The sequence below is a fragment of the Pseudonocardia kujensis genome, from assembly GCF_021283305.1.
GTDB classification, from domain to species: Bacteria; Actinomycetota; Actinomycetes; order Mycobacteriales; family Pseudonocardiaceae; genus Pseudonocardia; species Pseudonocardia kujensis.
Genome location: NZ_JAJSOK010000050.1, coordinates 21,028 through 45,961, shown reverse-complemented (window position 1 = coordinate 45,961; position 24,934 = coordinate 21,028). Strand labels below are relative to the sequence as shown.

The 24,934-nt window shown below is 74.1% G+C and carries 21 protein-coding genes; 10 read left to right on the top strand and 11 right to left on the bottom strand.

The window, feature by feature from the left end:
- Nucleotides 1-21 precede the first annotated feature (21 nt).
- Nucleotides 22-1,122: an alpha/beta hydrolase gene (locus LWC35_RS27610; protein WP_232873191.1), complete on the bottom strand. Its 1,101-nt coding sequence runs from the start codon at nucleotides 1,120-1,122 to the stop codon at nucleotides 22-24.
- Nucleotides 1,123-1,707: 585 nt separating this feature from the next.
- On the opposite strand from LWC35_RS27610, the gene LWC35_RS27605 reads away from it, so the two are divergent.
- Complete coding sequence (locus LWC35_RS27605; protein WP_232873190.1) at nucleotides 1,708-4,302, top strand: transglycosylase domain-containing protein; 2,595 nt, start codon at nucleotides 1,708-1,710, stop codon at nucleotides 4,300-4,302.
- A 36-nt stretch (nucleotides 4,303-4,338) separates the two neighbouring features.
- Nucleotides 4,339-4,557 (top strand): hypothetical protein, encoded by a 219-nt coding sequence (locus LWC35_RS27600; protein WP_232873189.1) that lies wholly within the window; start codon nucleotides 4,339-4,341, stop codon nucleotides 4,555-4,557.
- A gap of 21 nt (nucleotides 4,558-4,578) precedes the next feature.
- Here the strand turns inward: LWC35_RS27600 and LWC35_RS27595 are convergent, their stop codons facing one another.
- Both LWC35_RS27595 and LWC35_RS27590 read right to left on the bottom strand, forming a co-directional pair.
- Nucleotides 4,579-5,202 carry a nucleoside/nucleotide kinase family protein gene (locus tag LWC35_RS27595; protein WP_232873188.1) on the bottom strand — a complete coding sequence of 208 codons (624 nt, stop codon included), beginning with the start codon at nucleotides 5,200-5,202 and terminating at the stop codon, nucleotides 4,579-4,581.
- Nucleotides 5,203-5,242: 40 nt separating this feature from the next.
- The gene (locus LWC35_RS27590; RefSeq protein WP_232873187.1) at nucleotides 5,243-7,657 is read right to left on the bottom strand and encodes a SpoIIE family protein phosphatase; all 2,415 of its coding nucleotides are present in this window, start codon (nucleotides 7,655-7,657) and stop codon (nucleotides 5,243-5,245) included.
- A 53-nt stretch (nucleotides 7,658-7,710) separates the two neighbouring features.
- On the opposite strand from LWC35_RS27590, the gene LWC35_RS27585 reads away from it, so the two are divergent.
- Genes LWC35_RS27585 through LWC35_RS27570 form a run of 4 tightly spaced genes read left to right on the top strand, consistent with a single transcriptional unit; the run spans nucleotide 7,711 to nucleotide 10,034 of the window.
- The gene (locus LWC35_RS27585) at nucleotides 7,711-8,547 is read left to right on the top strand and encodes a helix-turn-helix domain-containing protein (protein WP_232873186.1); all 837 of its coding nucleotides are present in this window, start codon (nucleotides 7,711-7,713) and stop codon (nucleotides 8,545-8,547) included.
- A gap of 10 nt (nucleotides 8,548-8,557) precedes the next feature.
- Nucleotides 8,558-8,932 carry a VOC family protein gene (locus LWC35_RS27580; protein ID WP_232873185.1) on the top strand — a complete coding sequence of 125 codons (375 nt, stop codon included), beginning with the start codon at nucleotides 8,558-8,560 and terminating at the stop codon, nucleotides 8,930-8,932.
- Nucleotides 8,929-9,294, top strand: coding sequence for an MmcQ/YjbR family DNA-binding protein (locus tag LWC35_RS27575; RefSeq protein ID WP_232873184.1), 366 nt, complete (start codon nucleotides 8,929-8,931; stop codon nucleotides 9,292-9,294). Before LWC35_RS27580 ends, LWC35_RS27575 begins: the two co-directional genes overlap by 4 nt.
- Nucleotides 9,291-10,034: an alpha/beta fold hydrolase gene (locus tag LWC35_RS27570; RefSeq protein WP_232873183.1), complete on the top strand. Its 744-nt coding sequence runs from the start codon at nucleotides 9,291-9,293 to the stop codon at nucleotides 10,032-10,034. The genes LWC35_RS27575 and LWC35_RS27570 overlap by 4 nt, the downstream gene beginning before the upstream one ends.
- Nucleotides 10,035-10,038: 4 nt before the next feature.
- Here the strand turns inward: LWC35_RS27570 and LWC35_RS27565 are convergent, their stop codons facing one another.
- The 3 genes from LWC35_RS27565 to LWC35_RS27555 form a co-directional block, all read right to left on the bottom strand.
- Nucleotides 10,039-10,476 (bottom strand): TIGR03668 family PPOX class F420-dependent oxidoreductase, encoded by a 438-nt coding sequence (locus LWC35_RS27565; RefSeq protein WP_232873182.1) that lies wholly within the window; start codon nucleotides 10,474-10,476, stop codon nucleotides 10,039-10,041.
- A gap of 16 nt (nucleotides 10,477-10,492) precedes the next feature.
- Nucleotides 10,493-11,380 (bottom strand): SMP-30/gluconolactonase/LRE family protein, encoded by an 888-nt coding sequence (locus LWC35_RS27560; RefSeq protein WP_232873181.1) that lies wholly within the window; start codon nucleotides 11,378-11,380, stop codon nucleotides 10,493-10,495.
- Nucleotides 11,381-11,473: 93 nt separating this feature from the next.
- A complete protein-coding gene (locus LWC35_RS27555; RefSeq protein ID WP_232873180.1) occupies nucleotides 11,474-11,989 on the bottom strand; it encodes a GNAT family N-acetyltransferase in 516 nt (171 codons plus the stop codon).
- 89 nt (nucleotides 11,990-12,078) lie between these two features.
- Here LWC35_RS27555 and LWC35_RS27550 point away from each other — a divergent pair, with 89 nt between their 5' ends.
- From LWC35_RS27550 to LWC35_RS27535, 4 genes are all read left to right on the top strand, one after another.
- Nucleotides 12,079-13,080, top strand: a complete 1,002-nt coding sequence (locus LWC35_RS27550; protein WP_232873179.1) for a pirin family protein — start codon at nucleotides 12,079-12,081, stop codon at nucleotides 13,078-13,080.
- The gene (locus tag LWC35_RS27545) at nucleotides 13,077-13,385 is read left to right on the top strand and encodes a GNAT family N-acetyltransferase (RefSeq protein ID WP_232873178.1); all 309 of its coding nucleotides are present in this window, start codon (nucleotides 13,077-13,079) and stop codon (nucleotides 13,383-13,385) included. Before LWC35_RS27550 ends, LWC35_RS27545 begins: the two co-directional genes overlap by 4 nt.
- A gap of 162 nt (nucleotides 13,386-13,547) precedes the next feature.
- Nucleotides 13,548-16,604 carry a DEAD/DEAH box helicase gene (locus LWC35_RS27540; protein ID WP_232873177.1) on the top strand — a complete coding sequence of 1,019 codons (3,057 nt, stop codon included), beginning with the start codon at nucleotides 13,548-13,550 and terminating at the stop codon, nucleotides 16,602-16,604.
- Nucleotides 16,597-17,421, top strand: a complete 825-nt coding sequence (locus LWC35_RS27535) for an SWIM zinc finger family protein (RefSeq protein ID WP_232873176.1) — start codon at nucleotides 16,597-16,599, stop codon at nucleotides 17,419-17,421. The genes LWC35_RS27540 and LWC35_RS27535 overlap by 8 nt, the downstream gene beginning before the upstream one ends.
- A gap of 162 nt (nucleotides 17,422-17,583) precedes the next feature.
- Here LWC35_RS27535 and LWC35_RS27530 read toward each other — a convergent pair whose 3' ends face one another.
- The 5 genes from LWC35_RS27530 to uvrA all read right to left on the bottom strand — a co-directional run bounded on the left by LWC35_RS27530 (nucleotide 17,584) and on the right by uvrA (nucleotide 24,592).
- A complete protein-coding gene (locus LWC35_RS27530; protein WP_232873175.1) occupies nucleotides 17,584-18,495 on the bottom strand; it encodes an ABC transporter permease in 912 nt (303 codons plus the stop codon).
- Nucleotides 18,492-19,355 carry an ABC transporter permease gene (locus tag LWC35_RS27525; protein ID WP_232873174.1) on the bottom strand — a complete coding sequence of 288 codons (864 nt, stop codon included), beginning with the start codon at nucleotides 19,353-19,355 and terminating at the stop codon, nucleotides 18,492-18,494. Before LWC35_RS27525 ends, LWC35_RS27530 begins: the two co-directional genes overlap by 4 nt.
- Complete coding sequence (locus LWC35_RS27520; protein WP_232873173.1) at nucleotides 19,355-20,209, bottom strand: ABC transporter ATP-binding protein; 855 nt, start codon at nucleotides 20,207-20,209, stop codon at nucleotides 19,355-19,357. Before LWC35_RS27520 ends, LWC35_RS27525 begins: the two co-directional genes overlap by 1 nt.
- Before the next feature lie 37 nt (nucleotides 20,210-20,246).
- On the bottom strand, nucleotides 20,247-21,368 hold the full coding sequence (locus LWC35_RS27515; protein ID WP_232873172.1) for an ABC transporter substrate-binding protein: 1,122 nt from the start codon (nucleotides 21,366-21,368) through the stop codon (nucleotides 20,247-20,249).
- A gap of 293 nt (nucleotides 21,369-21,661) precedes the next feature.
- Entirely contained in the window at nucleotides 21,662-24,592 is a 2,931-nt protein-coding gene (uvrA, locus tag LWC35_RS27510; RefSeq protein ID WP_232873171.1) for an excinuclease ABC subunit UvrA, read from the bottom strand.
- Nucleotides 24,593-24,934 lie beyond the last annotated feature (342 nt).

Below are 24,934 nucleotides of genomic sequence, written 5' to 3'. Positions count from 1 at the left end.
CCGCCGCCCGACACGACCCTCCTACCTCGCCGTCGTCGTCGCCCTGGTGTGGACCGCGGTGAGGAAGCGGTGCACGGCCCGCACCGTGTAGGCGGTGCGGGCGGTGGGCAGGCCGTCGAAGCCGTGCTGGGCGTGCGGCAGTTCCGCGTAGCAGACGGGTTCCCGCGAGACCGCCCGCAGCCGCGCGACCAGCCGCCGCGACTGCCCCACCCCGGCGACGGTGTCCGTGTCGCCGTGCACGACGAGGAAGGGCGGCGCGTCGGGCCTGGCCCGGTGCACCGGCGAGGCGGCGCGGTAGGTCGCCTCGTCGGCGGCGTAGCTGGTCCCGATGACCTTGCCCTCGAGCAGGTTCCACAGGCCCTGGTCGTCGAGGGTGAAGTCGTGCACCCCGTAGAACGGCACGGCCGCCTGGACGGACGTGTCGGCCTCCTCGAACCCCGGCTGGAAGGCCGGGTCGTTCGGGGTCAGGGCGGTGAGCGCGGCCAGGTGCCCGCCCGCGGACCCGCCGGTCACGGCGACGAACCCCGGGTCGCCGCCGAACCCCGCCACGTGCTCGCGGACCCAGCCGAGCGCCCGCTTGACGTCGACCACCATCGCCGGCCACCGGGCGGCGGGGGCGAGCCGGTAGTCGACCGTGACGCACACCCATCCGCGCGCGGCCAGGTGCGCCATCAGCGGTACCGCCTCCTTCGTGCGCGAGCCCAGCGTCCAGGCCCCGCCGTGCACCTGCAGCAGGACCGGGGCGGGGCCGCCGTCGCGGAGCAGGCGCAGGTCCCGGCGCGCCCAGACGTCGAGCCGGTGCTCGGGTTCGGGGCCGTAGGCGACATCCTGTGCCACGACGTACCGGCCCGCACCCTGCGCCCACTCGCGCACCCGCCGCGCCGCGCCGGGGATCGGGCGGTCCAGGCCGCGGACGCCGAGCGGGGCGAGCGCCTCCTGCAGGACGACGGCGGAGCGGCGCGCGTCGGTCCGCAGCCCCGCCAGCGCGACGGCCGCGGCCGCGTTCGTGCCGACGGTCGCCAGCGCCGATGCCACGGAGCCGGCGTCGCGCGGCCGGCGCACCAGTTCCGCGACCCCGCCGGCCGCCAGCGCGGCGTGCGCCAGCGCGTCCGCGACCGGCATCTCCGACGCGGCGTGCAGGCCGCCATCTGGGCCACCGACGTCGGCCAGCGCCGCAGCACCGGCCGGCGCGCACCCGCCGCTGCCAGAACGCCCAGGATCCCCGCCACCGTGCCGGTACGCCCCATCCGAGCTCCCTCGCTCCCGTGATCGCCGTCGATCCCCCTGATCCTCGCGCGTGCCGGCCCGCGGTTCTCCCCCGCCACCTCGCTCACATCCGTCCGGCCCAGTCCGGCACCGAGATCGTCACGCACCGTCGCGACGGTGCCGCGCGACACGCGCCCGTGATGCCGTCATTCGGGTGAGTTCGATCTCCGCCCGCACCGTGCCCGCGGGGTGCTCCGTTGACCACCCAGACGGTCGCGCGGGGCCCGAACGGTCTCGCCGGGTGCTCCGCACGGCCGACGCCGGCCCGGCCGCCGTCCCGCACGGCCACCCGGGCCGGGACGGACGGCGGACGACGGGGGAGGACGAGCGAGAGTGCCCGGAGGAGGTCACGGACCGGCGCCGCGCGCGAGCCGACAGGGCCCGCCGCCGCAGCACCCGCGTCCCCGCACCGCCCAGCCGGCCCGTCCCCTGCCCCCGCCCGTGCGCCCGGACCTCCCCGGCCGCCCGGGCCCGATCCCCGGTCCGCCGGTCTCCGGTCGCCCGCTGCCGCCCCCGCCGCGGCGCGCGCCCGAGCGCCCGTCGTCGAGCCCGCTGTCCACCCCCTCGCGGTCGATCCCGTCCCTCGGGGACGCGCGGCCCGACCGCTCCCGCAGCAACGCGGCGCGCACCGGCGGCCACTCGCGGAGCGCCACGGCGCCCGCCGCCGACCGCTCCCGCGGCACCGCTCGCGCCGCGCGCAGCGGGGCCGCCACGACGGCAACGACGCGGACCACCGGGCCGACCCGCCGTGCGGCCGTCCCCCGCGCCCGCAGCCGCCGCTCCCGCACCGGCGTCGGCTGGTGGCAGACCCCGGACCCGAAGAAGGCGACCGCCACCGCCACGGGGCTGACCCCCGTCCCCGAGGCCACCGGCCCGCAGGGCCCGCTCGACGTGCTGCGCCGCCGCCTGGGCGGGTCGGCCCACCGCCGCCCGCTCACCCCGGCGCAGCGCACCGCCCGCCGGCGCCGGCGCGTCAAGTGGGGCGTCCTCGGCGGGGCCGCCGCCCTCGTCCTGCTGCCGCTGCTGCTGCTCGGGATCGGCTGGCTCGCGTTCTCCGTCCCGACGGCCGACGACGCCGTCAACAACCAGGTCGCGACCATCTCCTTCGCCGACGGCACCGACCTCACCCGGCTCGTCCCCGAGCAGGGCAACCGGACCAAGGTCACGGTCGACCAGATCCCGGTGTACGTGCGCGAGGCCGTGCTGTCCGCGGAGGACCGCAGCTTCTACTCCAACCCCGGCTTCGACTTCACCGGCATCCTGCGCGCGGTGTGGAACCAGCTGCGGGGCGGCGTCGGCGGCGGGTCGACGATCACCCAGCAGTACGTGAAGAACGCCCTGGTCGGTGACCAGGTCTCCTTGTGGCGCAAGTACAAGGAGCTGATCGTGTCGCTGAAGGTCAACCAGGAGAAGTCGAAGGACGAGATCCTCACCGACTACCTCAACACGATCTACTTCGGCCGCGGGGCCTACGGCATCCAGTCGGCGAGCCAGGCCTACTTCGGCAAGGACGTGGGCCAGCTGACCGTGCCGGAGGGCGCACTGCTGGCCGGGGTGATCCAGTCGCCGTCGCGCTGGGACCCGGCGATCGACCCGAACAAGGCCGTGCAGCGCTGGGACTTCGTGATGGACGGCATGGTGAGCCAGGGGTGGCTCTCCCCCGGCGACCGCTCCGCCGCCACCTTCCCCGCCACCCAGCAGCGCAAGGCCGCCCCGGGCAGCGGGTCCTTCTCCGACAGCCGCGGGCACGTCGTCAACGCGGTGAAGGCGGAGCTGGACTCGCTGGGCATCACCGACCAGGAGATGGCGCAGGACGGCCTGCGCATCACCACCACGATCGACCCGGATCAGCAGCGGCGGGCGGTCCAGGCCGCGCAGAAGACCCTCGACGGGCAGCCGGACAACCTGCGCTCGGCCGTGGTCGCGATCGACCCGAGGACCGGCGGGGTCAGCGCCTACTACGGCGGCGAGAACGGCGTGGGCCTCGACTACGCACGGGTGAGCAAGCAGCCCGGCTCCACCTTCAAGCCGTTCGTGGTGCTGGCCGCCCTGAGCCACGACCCGCCGATCGGCCTCGGCACGGTGTTCGACGGCAGCGAGGAGACCGGCCTGCGCAACGCGGAGGGCGCCGACTGCCCACGCTGCGACATCAAGCAGGCGATGACGCTCTCGAACAACGTCATCTTCACGAAGCTGGCGGCCAGGGTCGGACCCGAGAACGTCGCCGCGGCCGCCCGCGCGGCGGGGATCACCTCCCCGCTGGACAACCCCGACGCCCGGCTGGCGCTCGGGAACAAGGAGGTCACGCCGCTGGAGCTGGCCTCGGCGTACGCCACGATCGCCGACGGCGGCGTCTGGCACGCCCCGCACTTCATCTCGAAGGTGGTGACCGCGGACGACCGGGTGCTCTACGAGGCGCCGGACTCGCAGGGCGAGCGGCGGTTCAGCGAGCAGGTGGCGCGCAACACCATCGAGGCCATGCTCGGCGTGGCCCCGAACGACGGGCTCGGCATCGGCCGGCCGGTCGCGGGCAAGACGGGCACGGTGCAGTCCCGGTTCGAGGGCGAGAACAACGACGCCTGGTTCTCCGGCTTCACCCCGGACCTGGCCACGGCGGTGTGGATCGGCACGGACATGAACTCGCCGATCCGCACGGCCTCGGGCACCCCGGTCGAGGGCAAGACCCTGCCCGGCGAGGTGTGGCAGACCTTCATGAAGCAGGCCGTCGCGGACGAGCCGCAGCAGGACGGCTTCGGCACCTACAAGCCGATCGGCGAGCCGGCCTCGAACCTGCCCCCCAATGCGACGCCCTCCGCGACACCGACCCCCAGCGCTCCCCCGAGCGCATCGTCCGAGGTCCCGCCGCCCCCGCCGGCGGCGCCGCCGGCGACCCCGACGACGGAGCCGCGGCCGGGCGGCGGCGCCCTGCCCGACCGGGACGAGCCGCTGTTCGGCGACGAGACGCCGGTGACGACGGCCCCCGGCTCCCCGCCGACGGCCCAGCGTCAGGACTGCTCGCTCACGCCCTGCGGCTGAATGCCTCCGCGTGCGGGCGCGGCTACCGTGGGAGAGGTGAGCAGCTCGCGGCGGTTCGCGGTCGACGCCTGGCCGTCGGACCGCGCCCTGGTGCTCTACGTGCCGGAGATCGAGGCCGCCACCGCGGTCCGCGACCTGCGCGACGCCGAGTCGGCCGCGCGCGACCTGATCGCCGTGCTCACGGGCCTGGACCCGGCCGGCATCGAGTGCGAGGTCCGGTTGTCGCGGCGCGCCCGTATCGCCCCCTGGCGCTGAGCCCTCGGCCGAGCCACGCGGTCACGGTCCCAGGGTCTCCAGCACCGCGCTGGACACCACCAGGTGCGCCCGGTCCCGGGTCGCGGCCACCCGCTCGGCGTTGGGCCCGTCGACCCGCCGCACCCACTCCTCCGCGGCGGCGGGTTCCTTGCCGAACCGGACGTGCCGGTCCACGAGCCGGCGCACCCGCAGCTCCTCGCGCAGGTCGCAGAACCACACCTCGGTGAGCTCGGCGGCCACGGCGGGCCACGGTGCCTCCGGCAGCAGCAGGTAGTTGCCCTCGGTCACCACCAGCCGGGCCTCCGGCGGCACCGCGATCGCCCCGGCCAGCGGCTGCTCCAGGTCCCGCTCGAACATCGGCGCGTACACCGGGCCGGGCTCCCCCGCGCGCAGCCGGCGCAGCAGCGCGAGGTAGCCGGCGGCGTCGAACGTGTCCGGGGCGCCCTTGCGGTCCCGCCGTCCGAGCCGGTCGAGCGCGACGTCGGCGAGGTGGAAGCCGTCCATGGGCACGTGCACCGCGCCCGGGACGGCGGCGGCCAGGTGCGCCGCGAGCGTGGTCTTGCCCGAGCCAGGTGCACCGGCGATGCCGAGCAGGGCCCGTCCGCCCGCGGCGAGGGCCGTCGCACGGGCGACCGGGTCGATCATGCCGGGAGCGTACGCGGACGTCGCGCGCCGTCCGGGACCCTCAGGCCCGGTACCGCACGGCCAGCACGACGATGTCGTCGCCGGTGTCCGCGGTCGTCCCGGCCACCAGGTGGTCGCAGAAGTCCTCCAGGTCCAGGTGCGCCCCGGCCTCGACGAGGGCGAGCAGCTCGCGGGCGCCACGGTCGTCGACGTCGTCGCGCCGCTCGGCGAGCCCGTCGGTGTAGAGCACCAGCGTGGCGCCCGGCACCAGCTCGATCTCCTGGTCGTGGCGCAGCCGGTCCGGGTCCACGCCGAGCACGACGTCGACGGTGCCGGAGGCGTAGCGGGCGGCCCCGTCGGTGCCGAGGACCACCGGGAGCGGATGCCCCGCGTTGGACCAGCGGAAGAAGCGCTGCTCGCCACGGAGCAGGATGCGACCGTGCAGCAGCGTGGTGAACCGGGTGACGTCGAGCCGGGAGGCGACCCGGTCGAGCCGGCGCAGCACGTCGGACGGGGCACCGTCGCTGTCGAACGCCAGCGCGCGCAGCATGCTGCGGAGCTGCCCCATGGTCGCGGCGGCGGCCAGGTCGTGCCCGGCGACGTCGCCGACCGCGAGCGCGAGGTCCCCGAAGGGCAGCCGGAACACGTCGTACCAGTCGCCGCCGACCTGCAGCTCCGCGGCGGCCGGCCGGTAGCGGGCGGCGAGCTCGATCCCGCCGATCCCGATCTCGGGCCCGCCCGGCGGCGCGGTGAGCATCGACTCCTGCAGCGCCAGCGACACCTGGCGGGTCTGCTGGAACCGCCGCCCGTGCTCGACGGCGGCCGACGCCCGCGCGGCCAGCTCGGTGACCAGCGCCAGGTCGTCGGCGGTGTAGGGCACGCGTTCGCCGCAGCTCGCGAACAGCAGGCCCGCGATGACCCTGCCCCCGGAGAGCACCGGCGCGACCAGCCGCGAGTTCATGCGCACCTCGCGCGCCCAGGCGTACATCTCGGGTGTGCCGGCCCAGTGCTCGACGTCGAGCGGGTCGAGCTCCAGCTCCGGCCGGCCGGTCCGCACGCTGCGGGCCAGCGGGTGGTCGGCGCCGAACACGAACCGCGCCGCGCCGTCGGGGCCGATGTCGCCGGGCACCGGGGGCAGGCCCGGGGCGGCCCGGGTGACGGAGCGGCGCCCGTGGACCGGACGGCCGGCGCCCAGCGGCTCGGCCTCGTCGACCAGGTAGACCCGGCAGAGGTCCGCGAACTCCGGCACGACGGCGTCGGCCAGGGCGAGCAGCTCGGTCTCCGGGTCCAGCGCCTTGTTGACGGCGAGGGTCGCCCCGGCCAGGACGTCGAGCCGGTGCCGGGACCGGAACTCGTCGTCGATGTCGGTCTCGGTGCCGACCCACTCGACGAGCCGGCCCTCCTCGCGGACCGGGACCGCCCGCGACCGGAACCACCGGTACCCGCTCGTGGCCGTGCGCAGCCGGTGGACGTGCTCGAAGCTCGCGTCCCCGCCGGCCCGTGCCCGCCCGACCGCCGCCTCCCAGGCGGCCCGCTTGCGCAGGCGGTCCTCCGGGTGGATCGCGTCGAGGAACCCCCAGCCCGCGTACTCGTGCGGGGCCTGCCCGGTGACGACCCGGTAGCTCGGCGAGTCCTCGCGCGCGCTGCCGTCGGGCTCACGGATCCACACCGCGGCCGAGGTGGCGTCGACGAGGCTGCGGTAGCGGCGCAGCAGCGACTCGCGGGCCGCCGCCAGCTCGGCGAGCGCCCGGCGGGTCTGCTCGGTCTCGGTGATGTCCACGACGACCAGGCCCGCACCGAGCACGCTGCCGTCGCGGTCGTGCACGGGGTAGGAGTTGAGCACCCAGGTCTGTTCGGGGCCGCGCCCGTGCCAGAGCCGCCCGGTGAGCGGCGCCTCGGTGAGCGGCCGGTCCTGCTCGAGGACCCGGCGCAGCAGCCCTTCGATCCGGGCCCCGGTCTCGCCGTGGACCTCCTCGAGGGTGCGGCCGATACGGTCGTCGGCCGTGCCGCCGTCGATCGAGGTGACCGCGGCGTTCACCCGCCGGTACCGCAGGTCGCGGTCGAAGTAGGCGAGCCCGACCGGGGCGTTCTGCCAGAGCGCGTCGAGCAGCGAGAAGGCCTCGACGCCGGCCCGTGCGTCCGTGGCGTCCTGCAGCACCCCGACCACGGCGACCTGACCCGAGCCGGGCGCCGCGTGGACGTAGAGGAGGCGGCCGGTGGGCACGACGGCGGGCAGCGGGTCGCTGACCCGCCCGGAGCGGGCGCGGGCGAGCATGTCCCTCGCCGCGGCCAGGTCGACTGGCGGTCGGACGCGCTCGACGCCGTTGCGGCCGAGCACCGTGTCCGCCGACCAGCCCGTCAGCCGCGCGGCCTCGGCGCTCCACAGGAGCACGCCACCGGTGGAGTCGAGCGCGAACAGCCCGACCGGCAGGTCGGCGACGACGTCCGCCGCGAGCTGTGCCTGCGGCCCGTGCATCCGCGCATTATGGGGGTTGGCGCCGACCGGGCGATACGGGCCACACTCGGCCGGTGGGGGCGGGCGAGTACGTGACCGTGATGCCGCATCCCGCCCTGCGCCGCTACGTCCGCCGCCTGCAGGGTTATCGGGAGTACAGCGCAGCGCCGTTGCGCCGGCTGCAGGCCCCGGTCGGGTCCTGCGCGCTGATCCTGGGCTTCGGCGGCCCACTGCGGCTGGACGGGCCCGCCGGACCGTCTTCGCCGCACGCGTTCCTGGCCGGGATGCAGACCTCGGCGGTCCGCACCGAGTTCCGCGGCGACCAGCACGGCATCCAGGTGGACCTCACGCCGCTCGGGGTGTTCGTGCTGCTCCGCCGGCCCACGGCGGAGCTCACCGGCGCCGTCCCCGCCCTCGACGAGCTCGACGACCCCGGCCTCGCGGCGCTGCCCCAGCGGCTCGCGGAGGACCCGGACTGGCCGCGGCGGTTCGCCCGCGTCGAGGCGTTCCTCGCCGGGCGGCTGCTCGCCGAGCGGGTCCGGGAACCCGACCCCGAGGTCGCCTGGGCCTGGCGGACGCTCGTACACCGGGGCGGGGCGGTCGGGATCGCGGAGCTGGCCGCCGGGACCGGCTGGGGCCGCCGGCACCTGCTCGACCGGTTCCGCGCCCAGGTCGGGCTGGCCCCGAAGACCGCGGCCCGTGTGCTGCGCTTCGAACGCGCCGCCGGGCTGGTCGTCGGCGGCGGGCCGTTCGGGTCGCCGGGCCCGCGGCAGGACCTCGCCGCCGTCGCCGCCGAGTGCGGCTACGCCGACCAGGCGCACCTGAGCAGGGAGTTCCGTGCGCTGGCGGGTGTGACGCCGACGGCCTACCGGTGCGCATTCGTTCAAGCCACGCCCGCCGCGGGCTCCTAGGTTCTCCGGTATGGGCATCCACGTGACACTGCGCTACGACGACCCGCGCGCCGCCATCGCGTTCCTCACCGGCACCCTCGGACTCACCCCCGGTCCCGTCATGACCGCCGACGACGGCTCGGTCGGGCACGCCGAGGTGTTCTGGGAGGACACCGCGGTCCTGATCGGCACCAGGTCCGGCGGGGGCGACCGCTTCGACACCGGCCGCGCCGTCCTCTACCTCACCACCGACAGCCCGGACACCCTGCACGACAAGGCCGTCGGCGCCGGGGCCGAGCTGGTGTACGGGCTGACGGACCAGCCCTACGGGTCCCGCGAGTTCGCCGTCGCCGACCCGGAGGGCAACGTCTGGTGCTTCGGCACCTACCGCCCGGTGGCGCCGTGACCGCCGGCCCGACCCCGCTCGAGCGGCTGCGCGCGCTGTGCCTGGCGCTGCCCGAGGTCACCGAGAGGATCAGCCACGGCGAGCCCACCTGGTTCGTTCGCAGGACGTTCGTGTCGTTCGCCGACCACCACCACGACGACCGGCTCGCCTTCTGGTGCGCCGCACCGCCCGGGGTGCAGGAGGAGCTGGTCGCGGCGGACCCGGAGCGGTTCTTCCGGCCGCCCTACGTCGGCGCCCGGGGCTGGGTGGGCGTGCGGCTCGACGTCGAGGTCGACTGGGACGAGATCGCCGAGCTCGTCGCGGACGCGTACCGCACCGTGGCCCCGCGCACACTGATCGCGCTCCTAGACTCCCGGGCGTGAACCGGGTCGAGGTCGACGGCGCCGCGTACGAGTACGAGGACGTCCCGGGAACCGGTGTCCCGCTGCTGTTCCTGCACGAGGGGCTGGGGTCGGTGGGGCTCTGGCGCGGCTTCCACCGGCGGATCGCCGCGGCCACGGGACGGCGTGCGGTCGCCTACTCCCGCCTCGGGCACGGCTTCTCGGACCTGCCACCCGCCAAGCGCACCGTGCGCTTCGCGCACGAGGAGGCCGCGACCGTCGTCCCGGCCCTGGTCGAGGCCCTGGAGCTCGGCGAGCCGGTCCTGGTGGGGCACAGCGACGGCGCCTCGATCGCCCTGCTCGCCGCGGCGAGCCTGCCGGTGTCCGGGCTGGTGCTGCTGGCGCCGCACGTGCTCGTGGAGGAGATCGGGCTGCGGGCGATCGAGGAGGCCAAGCGCGCCTTCGAGTCCGGCGACCTGGCCGGGCGGATGGCCCGGCACCACCGCGACGCCGAGGTGTGCTTCCGCAACTGGAACGACGTCTGGCTCGAACCGGCCTTCCGGGACTGGGACCTGCGGCCCGAGCTCGCCGGGATCAGCTGCCCCGTGCTGGGGATCCAGGGGAACGCCGACCCCTACGGCACCGCCGTCCACGTCGAGGCCGTCCGCGACGCCGCCCGGGGGGACACGGACCTGTTGTTCCTGCACGGCGGCCACGCCCTGCACCTGGAGCGCCCCGCCCTCGTCGACGCGGCCGTCGCCGGCTGGCTGCGCGGCCTGTGAGGTCTCAGCGCGCCGACCAGCCCGTGACCGCCGTCGGGGTCAGGACGAGCAGCGGGCCCCGCGGGCGGGCGTCCCGGTAGGGCGGGTACTTCGCCTGCAGCGCGTCGAGCGCCCGCTCGCGCAGGTCGGCCGGATCGTCGCCACCGGCCTCGTGGACGGCCACGGTGCCGTCGACCCGGACCCACCACAGCCGTGTCCAGTCGTCGGCGTACTCGTCGACCACGACGGCGGCCCGCGGGTCCCGGGCCACGTCGGAGAGCCGGGCCAGCCGTGGCCCCCGCTTCGGCTTCACCTCGTCGACCGCGGAGCAGACCAGCCCGTCCACCAGCGCGTACGTGATCGGGACGAGCCGGGGCGTGCCGTCGGCGCGCAGCGTGGCGAGCCGGGCGACCGGGTGCGCCGCGAGCCGCTCCCGGCACGCGCGCTCGTCGAGGGACGGCACGACCCGACCCTAGCCGTCAGCTCGCGAGCGGCACCTCGACCCGCGTCGACAGGAGCACCGCGTCCCGGGTGTCCCGGCGCTCGTGCTCGAGGAAGCTCGGGGCGGCCGCGAGGAACAGGGTCCGGCCGTCCGCACCGCCCAGCGCCACCGCGTAGGTCTGCAGGTCGCCGACGGTGACCTCGTCGAGGATCTCCCCGCCCTCGCGGACCCGGATCGCCCGGTGGTGGTCGGCGTCGGCGACCCAGATGGCGCCCTCGGCGTCGGGCTCGGCGATCCCGTCCGGCACCACGGCCAGCCCCGGCAGCATCTCCCCCACGTTCCGCGTCGTCGGCAGGTCGCCGAACCTGGCCCAGTCCCGGCGGCCGCCGAGCGAGCCGTCCGGCCGGATCTCGTAGGCGGACATCCGGTTGCCGAAGCTCTCCGCGACGACCAGGGTGTCGTCCCGGGCCACGGTGCCGTTCGGGAAGTACACCTCCTCGGCCACGACCTCGGCGGTCCCGTCCGGGTCGACGCGCATGACCAGCCCGGGTTCCAGGTCGGCCCCCGCCATGAGGTCGAAGCCGAAGCACCCGACCCAGCAGCGCCCCTGCCGGTCGACCGCCATGTCGTTGAGCACCCCGCGGGCGAGCCCGCTCAGGTCGGCGTGGGTGACCAGCGTGCCGTCCGGCTCGCGGCGCAGGATCCTCCGGTCCCGCATCGACGCGATCAGCAGCCGGCCGTCGGGCAGCAGCCCGGTCCCCGACGGCTGGGCCGGCACGGTCGCCTCCACCCGCAGGTCGCGGCCGTCGGCCTCGGCACTGAGCACCCGGTGGGTGTAGAAGTCGCTCACCCAGACCCGGCCCTCGAGCCAGCGCGGGCCCTCCAGGAACGACAGCTTCTCCAGCACGACGGTCGGCTCGGTCACGCGGCCCCCTCGGGATCCGGACCCCCGCCGCGGTGCGGGGGCGACGAGGTCAGTCTGGCCCGGGCAGGACGGCGGGTCGAGACCGTCCGACGATCATGCGTCGCCGACGAGCGAGCGCTGCCAGAGCGCCGTGTCGAGGACGCGTCCGTGCTTGCGCCCGACCCCGCGCAGCATCCCGACCTCCCGGAACCCGGCGCGCCTGTGCAGGGCGACCGAGGCCGGGTTGCCCCCCGGATCCGCGATCACCGCGACGACCTGCTCGAACCCGGCCGCACGACACTCGTCGAGCAGGCGGCTCAGCAGCGCCCCGCCCAGCCCCCGCCCGGCCGCGGCCTCCGCGAGGTAGACGGTGTTCTCGACGGTCCGGCGGTACGCGGCCTTGGCGCCCCGCCAGGGCGAGGCGTAGGCGAACCCGGCCACCCGCCCGTCGAGCTCGGCGACGAGGAAGGGCAGGGCACCTGCGGTGAGCGCGGCGAGCTTGGCCTGCCAGGTCTCCAGGTCGGGGACGTCCTCGTCGAAGGTCGCGACCGTCCGCTCGACGTAGGGGGCGTAGACCGCCGCGACGGCGGGCAGGTCGTCGAGGGTCGCGGGCCGGACGGGTCGTTCCACGGGACCATGATGGAACACCACGGCACGGGCCACGGTTGAGGCCAATACTTGCGAGCTCAACCAGATGCCCGCCGACCCGGGAGGTCCCGATGCCCGCCGTCACCGTCGCCGACGTCACCGCGCTGCCGCGCGTGCCCGAGCCCGGTCCCACCGACCTCGACCGCGGCGTCCGCTCGGTCACCACCGCACCCCGCGGCTACGAGGGCGAGGGCTTCCCCGTCCGCCGCGCCTTCCAGGGGGTCGACCTGCGCGATCTCGACCCCTTCCTGCACATGGACCAGATGGGCGAGGTGGAGTACGCGCCGGGCGAGCCGAAGGGCACGTCCTGGCACCCGCACCGCGGCTTCGAGACCGTCACCTACATCATCGACGGCGCGTTCGAGCACCAGGACAGCCACGGCGGCGGCGGGAACATCACCAACGGCGACACGCAGTGGATGACGGCCGGCGGCGGGCTGCTGCACATCGAGCGGCCGCCGGAGGCGCTCGTCGCCAGCGGCGGGCTGTTCCACGGGCTGCAGCTGTGGGTGAACCTGCCGAAGGCCGACAAGTGGCTGGAGCCGAAGTACCAGGACCTCCGTGCCCGCGAGGCCGCCCTGCTCACGACGCCCGACGGCGGCGCCCTCATCCGGGTGATCGCCGGCGAGCTGGCCGGGCACGAGGGACCCGGGTCGACCTACACGCCGATGGCGATGATGCACGCGACCGTCTCCCCCGGCGCGCGGATGCGCCTGCCGTGGCGACGGGACTTCAACGCCCTGGTCTACGTGCTGTCCGGCGCCGGGACGGTGGGCAGGGACGACCGGCCGATCCGCGAGGGGCAGCTGGCGCTCTTCGGGCCGGGCGACCTGATCTCGGTGGCCGGGAACCGCGGGCAGGACTCGCGCACCCCGGCGCTCGACGTCGTGCTGCTCGGCGGGCGGCCGATCCGCGAGCCCGTCGCGTGGGGCGGCCCGTTCGTGATGAACACCCGCGCCGAGGTCCTGCAGGCCTTCGAGGACTACCAGAAGGGGAAGTTGGGCGTGATCCCCGCCTCGTACGTGCCGCACGGCGGCCTGGGCGGATCGGCTCTGGGAGGATCGCCGGCATGAGCGAACCCATGATCCTCGACGTCGCCGAGTGGTCGCGTTTCGAGATCCACGTCGACGGGAGGCTGGCCGGCTTCGCCCAGTACAAGGCGGAGCCCGGCACGATCAGGTTCGTGCACACCGAGATCGACTCGATGTACGAGGGCCAGGGGCTGGGCGGCAAGCTCGCCCGCTTCGCACTCGACGACGCCCGGACCCGGGGGCTCGCGGTGTACCCGGACTGCCCCTTCATCCGGGGCTGGATCGAGAAGCACCCCGACTACGTCGACCTCGTCCCGGTCGAGGCCCGCCCCCTGTACTCCCTCTAGTCTCGCGGTCCGCGCCCTCCTCCCCGCGGGTCGGCACTTTCGCGCGACCGAGTTGCACCTCGTCGTCGCCCGGGACGTGTCGTTCGGTGTCCTGACACCGCCGACTCGCGGGGGGTGTGCCGGGAGTGTGGAACTGTCGGGGGTGGCTCGTAGCCTGATCCCGTGTTGGTCGTCCACGCCCTCTGGTCCCCCGCCCGGGGCGTCGTGCTCTGGGCGGAGGACGGCGAGCGCCCCGCGACCACCTCGCGCCGCTCGCTGCGCAGCGCGCGGCCGCACCCGTTCGCGGTGCCGGCGTCACAGCTGGCCGGGATCCACCCCGGCAAGCAGGCCTCGCTGACCCTGCTGCTCCCCTCCCGCGCGAGCGGGCCGGTGGAGTCGCCCGAGCTGGTGCGCCGCAGGCCGACCGGGCGGCGGTCGGCCGAGGTGTCGTTGACACCGTGGACGGTGCCGGCGGTCGTGGTCGAGCCGGGCGAGCTGGCCGACCCGGCCGAGGACGTGCGCTACGGCGCCTCCGTCGCCCACCTGCGGGCCCTGGCGGCGTTCGCGGACGACCTCGCCGCGCGCGGACGCGTCCTGCCCACGCTGCGGCCCGGACCCGAGGCACGATGGCGGCCCGTCGTGCAGGGTCTCGACGCGGTGGCCCGGCGGTCGCTGGTCGACGCGCTGCCCCCGGTGGGCCGCGCCGAGCAGCGGCGCTCGGGCGACACGGCCGGCCACTCCCCCGAGCTGCTGGTCGACGCCGCGCTCGACGCGCTGGTCGACGCGGCGGTGCGCGAACGCCTCGCCCGGGCGGACGCGCCGGTCGCCCTCGTACCGCCGCGCCGCGGCCGCGTTCCGAAGACACTGCCGGCCACGGAGGCCTGGCTCGCCGCCCTCGACGGCCCGGACCCGCGGTTCGAGGCCACCGAGCAGGAGCTCGCCACGCTGGCCGACGCGCTCGCCCCGTGGGACGCCGTCACCACCGAGGAGACCGGCCCGGCGCGCGCCACCTTCCGGTTGGCCGAGATCGGGACGCTGCACGACCCGGCCGACCCCGCGGACGACCCGCTCGACCAGACCGGCGACGGCACCCGCTGGGTCCTGGAGTTCCAGCTGCAGTCGACCGAGGACCCGAGCCTGGTCCTCCCGGCCGACGACGTGTGGGCGGGCCGCGCCGACCGGCTCATCACCTCCGCGCAGGAGCTGCTGCTGGCCGAGCTGGGCCGGGCCGCGCTCGTCTACCCGCCGCTCACCGGCGCGCTGCGCCGGGCCCGGCCGGAGGAGCTCGACCTCGAGCTGGACGAGGCGCACCGCTTCCTCACCGAGGACGCCGCGCGCCTGCTCGCGGCCGGGTTCGGCGTGCAGCTCCCGGCGGGGTGGAACGGGCGGCGCCCGCTCGGGCTGCGCCTGTCGGTGTCCTCGCCGGCGGCGCCGGGCGTCGTCACCCGCGGTGGGCTGGGCCGGGAGGAGCTCGCCCGGTTCCGGTGGACCCTCGCCGCCGGCGACGAGGAGCTCGACGAGGAGGAGATCGCTGCGCTCGTCGCCGCCAAGGCCAAGCTCGTCCGGATCCGGGGGCAGTGGGTGAGCGTCGACGCCGACGCGCTGGCCCGCGGCCTGGAGTTCCTGCGCCGGCAGAACGGGCGCCGCGGTGCCGGCACGGTGGCCGACGCGCTGAGCCTGGCCCAGGGCGCGGTGGACACGCCCCTGCCGATCACCGCCGTGGCGGCCGAGGGCTGGATCGGGGACCTGCTCGGCGGCACCGCGGACCGCACGCTCGAACCGCTCGACCCGCCGCCCGGCTTCCGCGCCGAGCTGCGGCCCTACCAGAAGCGGGGACTGTCCTGGCTGGCGTTCCTCGCGTCCCTCGGCCTGGGCGCCTGCCTGGCGGACGACATGGGCCTGGGCAAGACGATCCAGCTGCTGGCCCTCGAGGCCCTCGAACGCAGCGGGGACCCGCCCGGTCCCACCCTGATCCTCTGCCCCATGTCGCTGGTCGGCACCTGGCAGCGGGAGGCCGCACGGTTCGCCCCGGACCTGCGCGTCCACGCCCACCACGGCCCCGGGCGACCGCGCGGCGAGGCGCTGCGCGAGCGGTTGGCGGACACCGACGTCGTGGTCACGACCTACGGCACCGCGTCCCGGGACATCGAGGAGCTGGAGGCGCTGTCCTGGCACCGCCTGGTGCTCGACGAGGCGCAGGCGATCAAGAACAGCAACGCCGCCCCCTCGAAGGCCGCGCGGCGGATCGTCGCCGGGCATCGCATCGCGCTGACCGGCACGCCGATGGAGAACCGGCTGGCCGAGCTCTGGTCGATCATGGACTTCCTCAACCCCGGGATGCTCGGCAGCCCGGAGCGCTTCCGCCAGCGCTTCGCCGTGCCGATCGAGCGGCACGGCAGCCCGGAGGCCGCGGAGACGCTGCGCCGCATCACCCGGCCGTACCTGCTGCGCCGGCTGAAGACCGACCCCACGGTGATCGACGACCTGCCGGAGAAGATCGAGATCAGGCAGGAGTACCACCTCACCCGGGAGCAGGCCTCGCTGTACCGCACGATCGTCGACGAGATGATGGAGAAGATCGAGGACTCGGTCGGCATCCAGCGCCGCGGCAACGTCCTGGCCGCCATGGCCAAGCTCAAGCAGGTCTGCAACCACCCCGCCCAGCTGCTGCACGACGGTTCACCGATCGGGAAGCGCTCCGGCAAGGTCGCGCGGCTGGAGGAGCTGCTGGCCGAGATCCTCGCCGAGGGCGACAAGGTACTGTTGTTCTCCCAGTTCACCGAGTTCGCGTCGATGCTGGTGCCGCACCTGTCCGCCCGCTTCGACCAGGAGGTGCTGCACCTGCACGGCGGCACGCCGAAGAAGCAGCGGGACGCGATGGTCGAGCGCTTCCAGTCCGGTGAGGGCCCGTCGATCTTCCTGCTGTCGCTCAAGGCCGGGGGCACGGGGCTCACGCTCACCGCGGCCAACCACGTCGTGCACCAGGACCGCTGGTGGAACCCGGCCGTCGAGGAGCAGGCCACGGACCGGGCCTTCCGGATCGGCCAGGGGCGCACGGTCCAGGTGCGCAAGTTCGTCTGCCCCGGCACCGTCGAAGAGCGGATCGACGCCCTGATCGAGTCGAAGAAGGCGTTGTCGGACATGGTGATCAGCGACGGCGAGGGATGGCTCACCGAGCTGGACACCGGCGAGCTGCGGTCCGTGTTCGCGCTGGGCGCGGAGGCGGTCGCCGATGAGTGACCAGCCCTTCTGGGCGCAGGAGGACCACCCGAAGCGCCCGCTGCGCGTGGAGAACGGGATCCAGATCCACTCCACCCGCGGCACGGTCGCGCGCACGTGGTGGTCGAAGCGGTTCCTCGTCGTGCTGGAGGCGCTCGGGGTCGGCGGGCGGTTGCACCGCGGCCGCAGCTACGCGCGTTCGGGGCAGATCGTGTCCTGCGAGGTCGACGCGGGGTCGGTGGTCGCGCTGGTGCAGGGCACCCGGCCGACCCCGTACAAGGTCCGCATCGGGATCCCGGCATGGGGCAAGCAGGACTGGTCGCGCGCCGAGCAGGCCCTGGCGGACGACGCGTGGTACGCCGCCGCCCTGCTGGCCGGCGGGATGCCGACGGAGATCGAGGAGCTGTTCGCCGGGCTCGGCCTCGCGCTCTTCCCCACCTCGCAGCGCGACCTGTCGATGGACTGCACGTGCCCGGACCCCACGGTGCCGTGCAAGCATCTCGCGGCGGTGTTCTACCTGCTGGCGGAGCGGTTCGACGCGGACCCGTTCGAGGTCCTGACCCTGCGCGGGCGGGACCGGGAGACCCTGCTGGCCAACCTGCGCCGCCGCCGCGGGAGCACGGCGGCACCCGAGCCCACCGGCGAGGAGGACGCGCGCCCCCTGGGCGAGCTGCTCGACGACTTCTACGCGGCCGGCCCGCTCGACCTCACCCGGTTCGCGCCGGCGGAGCCCGAGCCGGGCGCGCTGCTCGAACAGGTTCCGGAGCTGCCGATCGAGGTGCGCCGGCACAAGGTCCGCGACCTGCTCCGGCCCGCGTACGAGCAGCTCGCCGAGTGATCTCTCCGGGCTGAGAGCGCATGATGGTTCCCTCACGCGATCGCACGCCCGCCCTGATCGCACTATGGTTCCATAACGCCTGTTCAGGCCTTCCGTGAAGGCGTTATGGTTCCATAACGCCTGTTCAGACCCTCTGTGACGGCGTTATGGTTCCATAACGCGTCAGCCGGCGCTGACGCCGGCGTCCGGGCCCCAGCGGGTGAGCAGGGCGGCCTCGAGGATGGTCGCCAGCTCGTAGAGCACGATCGACGCGATCACGGCGAGGGCCACGATCGTCCAGACGCCGCCGTAGTTGCCCGAGCCCTTGTAGCCGGACAGCACGCCGCCCATGCCCGCGAAGCCCACGAGCCACTCGGCCAGCATGGAGCCGACGATCGCGCCCGGGACCGAGATCCGCATCGCCGCGAGGAACTCCGGCAGGGCCGACGGGATCCGGACCTTGACCAGCGCCGTCAGGGCCGACCCGCCGTTGACGGTGATGAGGTCCAGCGACTGCGGCGAGGCCGAGTTGAGCCCGACCACGATGTTCACCAGCACCGGGAACAGCACCACGATCGCCGCGATGACCGCGATCCCGACCTTGCCCTGGCCGAAGATCAGCAGCAGCACCGGCGCCATCGCGACCAGCGGCACGGAGCGCAGCAGCAGGGCGATCGGCATGAACGCGAACTCGACCGGCTTCCAGAGCACGAACCCGATCGCGACCAGCGTGGCGACGACCATGCCGGTGACGAAGCCGATCAGTGCGTTGAGCAGCGTGGTGCCGAGCGCGCCGAAGCTGTCCGCCCGCGCCTGTTCCGCGCTCATCGACGCCGGCCGCACCCCGCGCGGCGGGGTGTCGGAGAACAGGTACTGCACGACGTCGAGCGGCGACTTCCCGACGAACGAGGACACGTCGAACACCTGCAGCAGCGCCTGCCACAGCAGGCCGAGCACCACGAGCGCGACGACGATCGTGACCCCGGCCCGGCCGGCGCGGCGCAGCAGCGCCCGGGTGGTCGCGGCGCCGCCCGCCGTGGTCGCCTCCTGCCCGAGGGGGGCGGTGGTCGCCTGAGTGGTCGGCGTGGCGGTCATCTCGCTCCTGCCGGGACGTCGGCGCCCGTGGTCCACGGCGTGACCAGCTTCGCGACCAGCCCGACCATGACGAAGCCGAGGCCGGAGATGATCCCGCTGACCAGCGCGAGGTACCAGAGCTGGGGTGCGTCGGACTGGGACTGCGCGGCGATGACGGCGCGGCCGAGCGTCGAGTCGCCGCCGCTGCCGAGGTACTCGGCGAGGATCGCGCCGAGGAACGCCGCCGGAGCCGCGATCTTCAGGGCCGCGAACAGGCTGGGCAGCGCGGAGAACAGCTGCACCTTGCGCAGCGCGGTCCAGGTGCTGCCGCCGTAGGCCCTGATCAGGTCGATGCTCGTGCGCGGGGCGGCACGCAGGCCGAGCAGGCAGCCGACCGTGGTGGTGAAGAAGCAGCTCATCGCGGCCAGCACGACCGACGCACCCGACGGCGCGTCCCGCCCGGCCACGATCACGATCACCGGCCCGATGGCCACGAGCGGGATGCAGTAGCTGACCACGGCGATCTGGTTGGCCAGCGCCTCCAACGGCGGCACCAGCAGCACGATCACCGCCAGCACGATCGCCACGAGGTTTCCCCAGAGGTAACCGAGGGCGGCCGAGCCGACCGTCCCGCCCGCGTTGTTCAGGGTGGCCGACCACTGCCCGGCGTCGAAGAACTTGCCGACGACGGAGGGCGGCGTCGGGATCGCCCCGCTCCCCTGGTAGAGCGTGAGCGACGCGATCCACCAGACGGCGACGATCACCACGACGCCGACGATCCCGCCCACCCACGGCGGCACCGCGCGGAGGGCGGTGAACCGGCCGCCCTCCTCCGGGGAGGCGGCGGCCGGTCTGACGGGCGAGACGGCGGGCGCCGCCATCAGTGCGCGTCGGCGGGTGCCCCGCCGCGGCCGAAGAGGATCTCGGAGAGCCGGTCGACGTACTCGTGGAACTCCGGCGTGCGCTGGAGCTCCGGCAGCCGAGGCCGCGGCAGGTCGATCTCGACCACCTCGGCGATCCGCCCCGGCCGGGGGCTCATGACGGCCACGACGTCGGACAGGAACACCGCCTCCGCGATGCCGTGGGTGACCATGAGCGTGGTCGCCGGGCGCTCGGTCCAGATCCGCAGCAGCTCGACGTTCAGCCGCTGGCGGGTCATGTCGTCGAGCGCGCCGAACGGCTCGTCGAGCAGCATCACGGTCGGCTGCACGGCCAGGCAGCGCGCGATGGCCACGCGCTGCCGCATGCCGCCGGAGAGCTGCCCCGGCTTGGCCTTCTCGAAGCCGGACAACCCGACCAGCGAGACGAGGTCGTCGATCAGCCCCGGCTCCGGGGTGATGCCGGCGACCTCCAGCGGCAGCCGGATGTTGCTCGCCACGGTCCGCCACGGCAGCAGGGCCGCCTCCTGGAAGGCGATGCCCAGCTGGTGGTCGCGCTGGATCTCCCAGGTCGACCGGCCGTTGATCAGCGCGGTCCCCGCGGTCGGCGTCTCCAGCCCGGCGAGGATGCGCAGGATCGTCGACTTGCCGCAGCCCGAGGGGCCGAGCAGCGAGAGGAACGAGTTCTGCGTGGTCCCCAGGTTCGTGGACGCGAGCGCCTGCACGGACCGGCGGCCCATCGAGAAGACCTTCTCCAAGCCCTGGATGTTGATCCCGGTGGCCGCCCGTGCCTCGGCCCGGGGGTCCGTGGTGGACGACCTGCTGCCCGCGTGCCGGTCGAGGTGTGTCCCCGTCACAGCCGCCTCCTCCCGCTGCTCGCTCGTGCCGGTCCGGTCAGGCCTCGAGCAGGCTCGGGTCGGACGCGTAGATCTCGTCGAGCAGGGTCAGGTCGAACAGTTCGGCCGGGGTGATGGTGATGCCGATGTTGCCGAGGGCCTTGACGATGTTCTCCTGCAGCGCCGGGGACAGCGTGAACAGGCCGTTGGCCTGGGTGTCCGGGCTGACGACGAGCTCGTTCTGCGCCTGCATCTGCTCGGTCTGGCCGGCGACGTCCAGGCCGAGGTCCTTGCCGTAGGTGTTGACCGCGAGCTCGGCCGAGGCCTTCGGGTCCGCGACCGCGTCGTTCCATCCCTTGATCTCGGCGGTCAGGAACGCCTTGAGCTTGTCGCGGTCGTTCTCGATGGTCTCCTGCAGCACGACGAAGGTCTCCGCGGTCAGCGGCAGGCCGTTGTCCGCGAAGGGCAGGGTGACCGGGGTGAAGCCGTCCGCCTTGATGAGGAACGGTTCGTTGGTCGTGTAGGCCATGAAGCCGTCGACGCTCTTCTCGGTCAGCGGGGTCGGCTCGTACTGGACGACGACCTGCTGGACCCTGCCCGGGTCGATGTCGTTGGCCTTGAGGAACCCGGCGAAGATCTGCTGGTTCGTGCCGGCCTGGATGCCGAGGCGCTTGCCGATCAGGTCCTGTGGCGTGCGGATCGGGGTGCCCTGCTCCATGGACAGGATGCAGAACGGGTTCTTCTGGAACGTGCTGCCGATGATCTTGAGCGGCGCGCCCTGCTCGGTGATGAAGCGGGCGGTCGCGTCGGGCGCGGAGAGGCCGACGTCGACGTTCTTGGCCAGGACCAGCGCGTCGGCGCTGTCGACCGGGCCGGTCACGAGGTCGACCGAGTCGAAGCCGGCCGCCTTGTAGTAGCCCTTCGAGTCCGCCATGTACTCGCCGGCGAACTCGATGTTCTTGATCCACGACAGCTGGAGGGCGAGCGTGCCGTACTGGCCGGGAGCGGCCGAGGCCGCACCGGAGGCCGAGGCGCTCCCGGAGCCACCGCCGCCGCAGGCGGCGAGGGCGACGCCCGCGGCACCGACACCGACGCCGAGGCCGGCGAGGCGCAGGAAGCCGCGTCGGCTGGGGCCCGGACCGGTCGGGGGCTGGTGGGGCGGCGGGACGAGCAGCGTCATGGGGCGATCTCCTCCGACGTACGGTCGGCGTCCTGGGTCGGGACGGCCGGCGGGCGCACCGGTGGTGTGCCGGTGGTCGACACTCGTTCCCCCGACGCGCCGCCCCGCAGAACCTAGGAAGATCCGGGTTCGCTGCGGTTTCGCGGCTGTTACGGCGGTGATGCCGGTCGGTCGCGCTTGGGCAACACGAGTGGGTGACCCCCCACGCGCTCACCGTGCGTCGCCTGCTACGAACGCAGCGTGCCCGGGACCACCGCAGCGGTCCCGGGCACGTCCGGTCGCGACGACGACGCTCAGCTCGCCGCGGCGGCCTTCTTCCGCCGCGTGCGCCGGGCCGGGGCCGCCGGTGTCACGAGGTCCTTGAGGAACAGGCCGGTGTAGCTTCCCTCGGTGCCCGCGATCTCCTCGGGCGTGCCCTGCGCGACGACCGTGCCGCCGCCGGAGCCGCCCTCGGGGCCCATGTCGATCACCCAGTCCGACGTCTTGATCACGTCGAGGTTGTGCTCGATGACGACGACCGAGTTGCCCTTGTCGACCAGCCCGTTGATCACCATCAGCAGCTTGCGGATGTCCTCGAAGTGCAGGCCGGTGGTCGGCTCGTCGAGGATGTAGATCGTGCGGCCGTTGGACCGCTTCTGCAGCTCGCTGGCCAGCTTCACCCGCTGCGCCTCACCACCCGAGAGCGTGGGCGCCGGCTGCCCGAGCCGGACGTAGCCGAGCCCGACGTCGACCAGCGTGGTCAGGTACCGGCTGATCGAGGTGATCGGGGCGAAGAACTCCGCCGCCTCCTCGATCGGCATGTCCAGCACGTCGGCCACGGTCTTGCCCTTGTAGTGCACCTCGAGGGTCTCCCGGTTGTACCGGGCGCCCTTGCAGACCTCGCAGGGGACGTACACGTCGGGCAGGAAGTTCATCTCGATCTTGATCGTGCCGTCGCCGGAGCACGCCTCGCAGCGGCCGCCCTTGACGTTGAAGGAGAAGCGCCCGGCTTGGTAGCCACGCACCTTCGCCTCGGTGGTCGACGCGAAGAGCGTGCGGATCTTGTCCCACACCCCGGTGTACGTGGCCGGGTTGGACCGCGGCGTGCGCCCGATCGGCGACTGGTCGACCCGCACGAGCTTGTCCAGCTGCTCGACGCCGGTGATCCGGGTGTGCCGGCCCGGCACCTGGCGGGCGCCGTTGAGCTTGTTCGCCAGCACCGTGGCCAGGATGTCGTTGATCAGCGTGGACTTGCCGGAGCCGGAGACGCCGGTGATCGAGACCAGCCCGCCCAGCGGGATGTCGACGTCGATCCCCCGAAGGTTGTGCTCACGCGCACCGACGATCGTGAGCCTGCGCTCCGGGTCGAGCGTGCGGCGCACGTCGGGCACCGGGATGCTCCGCCGGCCCGACAGATACGCGCCGGTCAGCGACGTGTCGTGCGCCTCGAGCTCGGCCACCGGACCGGAGTGCACGACCTCGCCGCCGTGCTCGCCCGCGCCCGGGCCGATGTCGACGGCCCAGTCCGCGGCCCGGATGGTGTCCTCGTCGTGCTCCACGACGATCAGCGTGTTGCCCAGCTCCTTGAGCCGGGTCAGCGTGTCGATCAGCCGGCGGTTGTCCCGCTGGTGCAGGCCGATCGAGGGCTCGTCGAGCACGTAGAGCACGCCGACCAGGCCGGAGCCGATCTGGGTGGCCAGCCGGATCCGCTGCGCCTCGCCGCCGGACAGCGTGCCCGCGGCGCGGTCGAGCGAGAGGTAGTCCAGCCCGACGTCGAGCAGGAAGCCGAGCCGGGCCTGGATCTCCTTGAGCACCCGGCCGGCGATCATCGCCTGCCGCTGGTCCAGCACCATCCCGTCGAGGAAGCCGGCGCACTCGGCCACCGACATCGCCGAGACCTCGGCGATCGACCGGTCGCCCTGCTCGCGGTGCGCGAGCGTGACCGCCAGGACCTCGGGCTTGAGCCGCGCCCCCTTGCACGCCGGGCACGGCACGTCGCGCATGTAGCCCTCGTACCGCTCGCGCTGCGACTCGGACTCGGTCTGGTCCAGCCGGCGCTCGAGGAACGGGATCACGCCCTCGAAGTTGGCGTAGTAGGCGCGCTCGCGGCCGTACCGGTTCCGGTACCGGACGTGCACCTGGTCCTCGCTGCCGTGCAGCACCGCCTTCTGTGCCTCGGCCGGCAGCTTGTGCCACGGCGTGTCCATCCGGAACCCGACCGCCTTGGACAGCCCGGTGAGCAGCCGGCCGAAGTACTCGGCGGTGTGCCCGTTGTTCCACGGGGCGACGGCGCCGTCGGCCAGGCTGAGCTCGGGGTCCGGGATGACGAGCTCCGGGTCGACCTCCTTCTTGATGCCGATGCCCGAGCACTCGGGACACGCGCCGTAGGGCGAGTTGAAGGAGAACGTGCGGGGCTCGAGGTCGTCGAGCGTGAGGGGGTGGCCGTTCGGGCAGGCCATTCGCTCGGAGAAGCGGCGCTCGCGGTGCGGGTGCTCGTCGTCGAGGTCGACGAACTCCAGCACCACCAGCCCGTCGGCCAGGCGCAGCGCGGTCTCGACCGAGTCCGTGAGCCGCTGCTTGGCGCTCGGCTTCACCGACAGCCGGTCGACGACGACCGCGATGTCGTGCTTCTCCTGCTTCTTCAGCTTCGGCGGGTTGCTCAGCGGGTGCACCGTGCCGTCGACCAGGACGCGCGAGTAGCCCTGGCCCTGCAGGGTGGTGAAGAGGTCGACGAACTCGCCCTTGCGGGTGCGGACCACGGGGGCCAGCACCTGGAAGCGGCTGCCCTCCTCCATCGCCAGCACCTGGTCGACGATCTGCTGCGGGGTCTGCTTCTCGATGACCTCGCCGCAGACGGGGCAGTGCGGCACGCCGGCTCGCGCGTAGAGCAGCCGGAGGTAGTCGTAGACCTCGGTGATCGTGCCGACCGTGGAGCGCGGGTTGCGGTTCGTGGACTTCTGGTCGATCGACACCGCCGGCGAGAGGCCCTCGATGAAGTCGACGTCGGGCTTGTCCATCTGGCCGAGGAACTGCCGCGCGTACGCCGACAGCGACTCGACGTACCGGCGCTGGCCCTCGGCGAAGATCGTGTCGAACGCGAGGCTCGACTTGCCGGAGCCGGACAGGCCGGTGAAGACGACGAGGCTGTCCCGCGGCAGGTCGAGATCGACCCCGCGCAGGTTGTGCTCGCGGGCGCCGCGCACGACCAGCCGGGGAGCGTCGTGCGGGGTGCGGGCCTGGGCCACGAGGGCGCCTCCTTACGGGTCACCGGGGATCGGCGGGCCCGGTCCGCGGCAGACCGGGGACCCGCGATCGATGCTAGGCCGGGGGTCCGACAGAAAGCGTGCCCACCGTCCGGACCTCGGGTCCCGGTCGGCGGATGCGCGCCGTGATGCGCCGGGCGACCACGCGCCGGCGATGTCACCGCCCGCGCCAGGACCGCCGATCGGATCCCGTTCGGCCCTCCGCCTCAACGCCGCGGACCGCCCGGTGCTTCCCGACGCGCCCGCCGGACCAGGTGACCACTGTCGCACACATGTTCGACGGCGGTGCGGCGACCCCTGCTCCCCGCCTGCCCTCGGACCGGG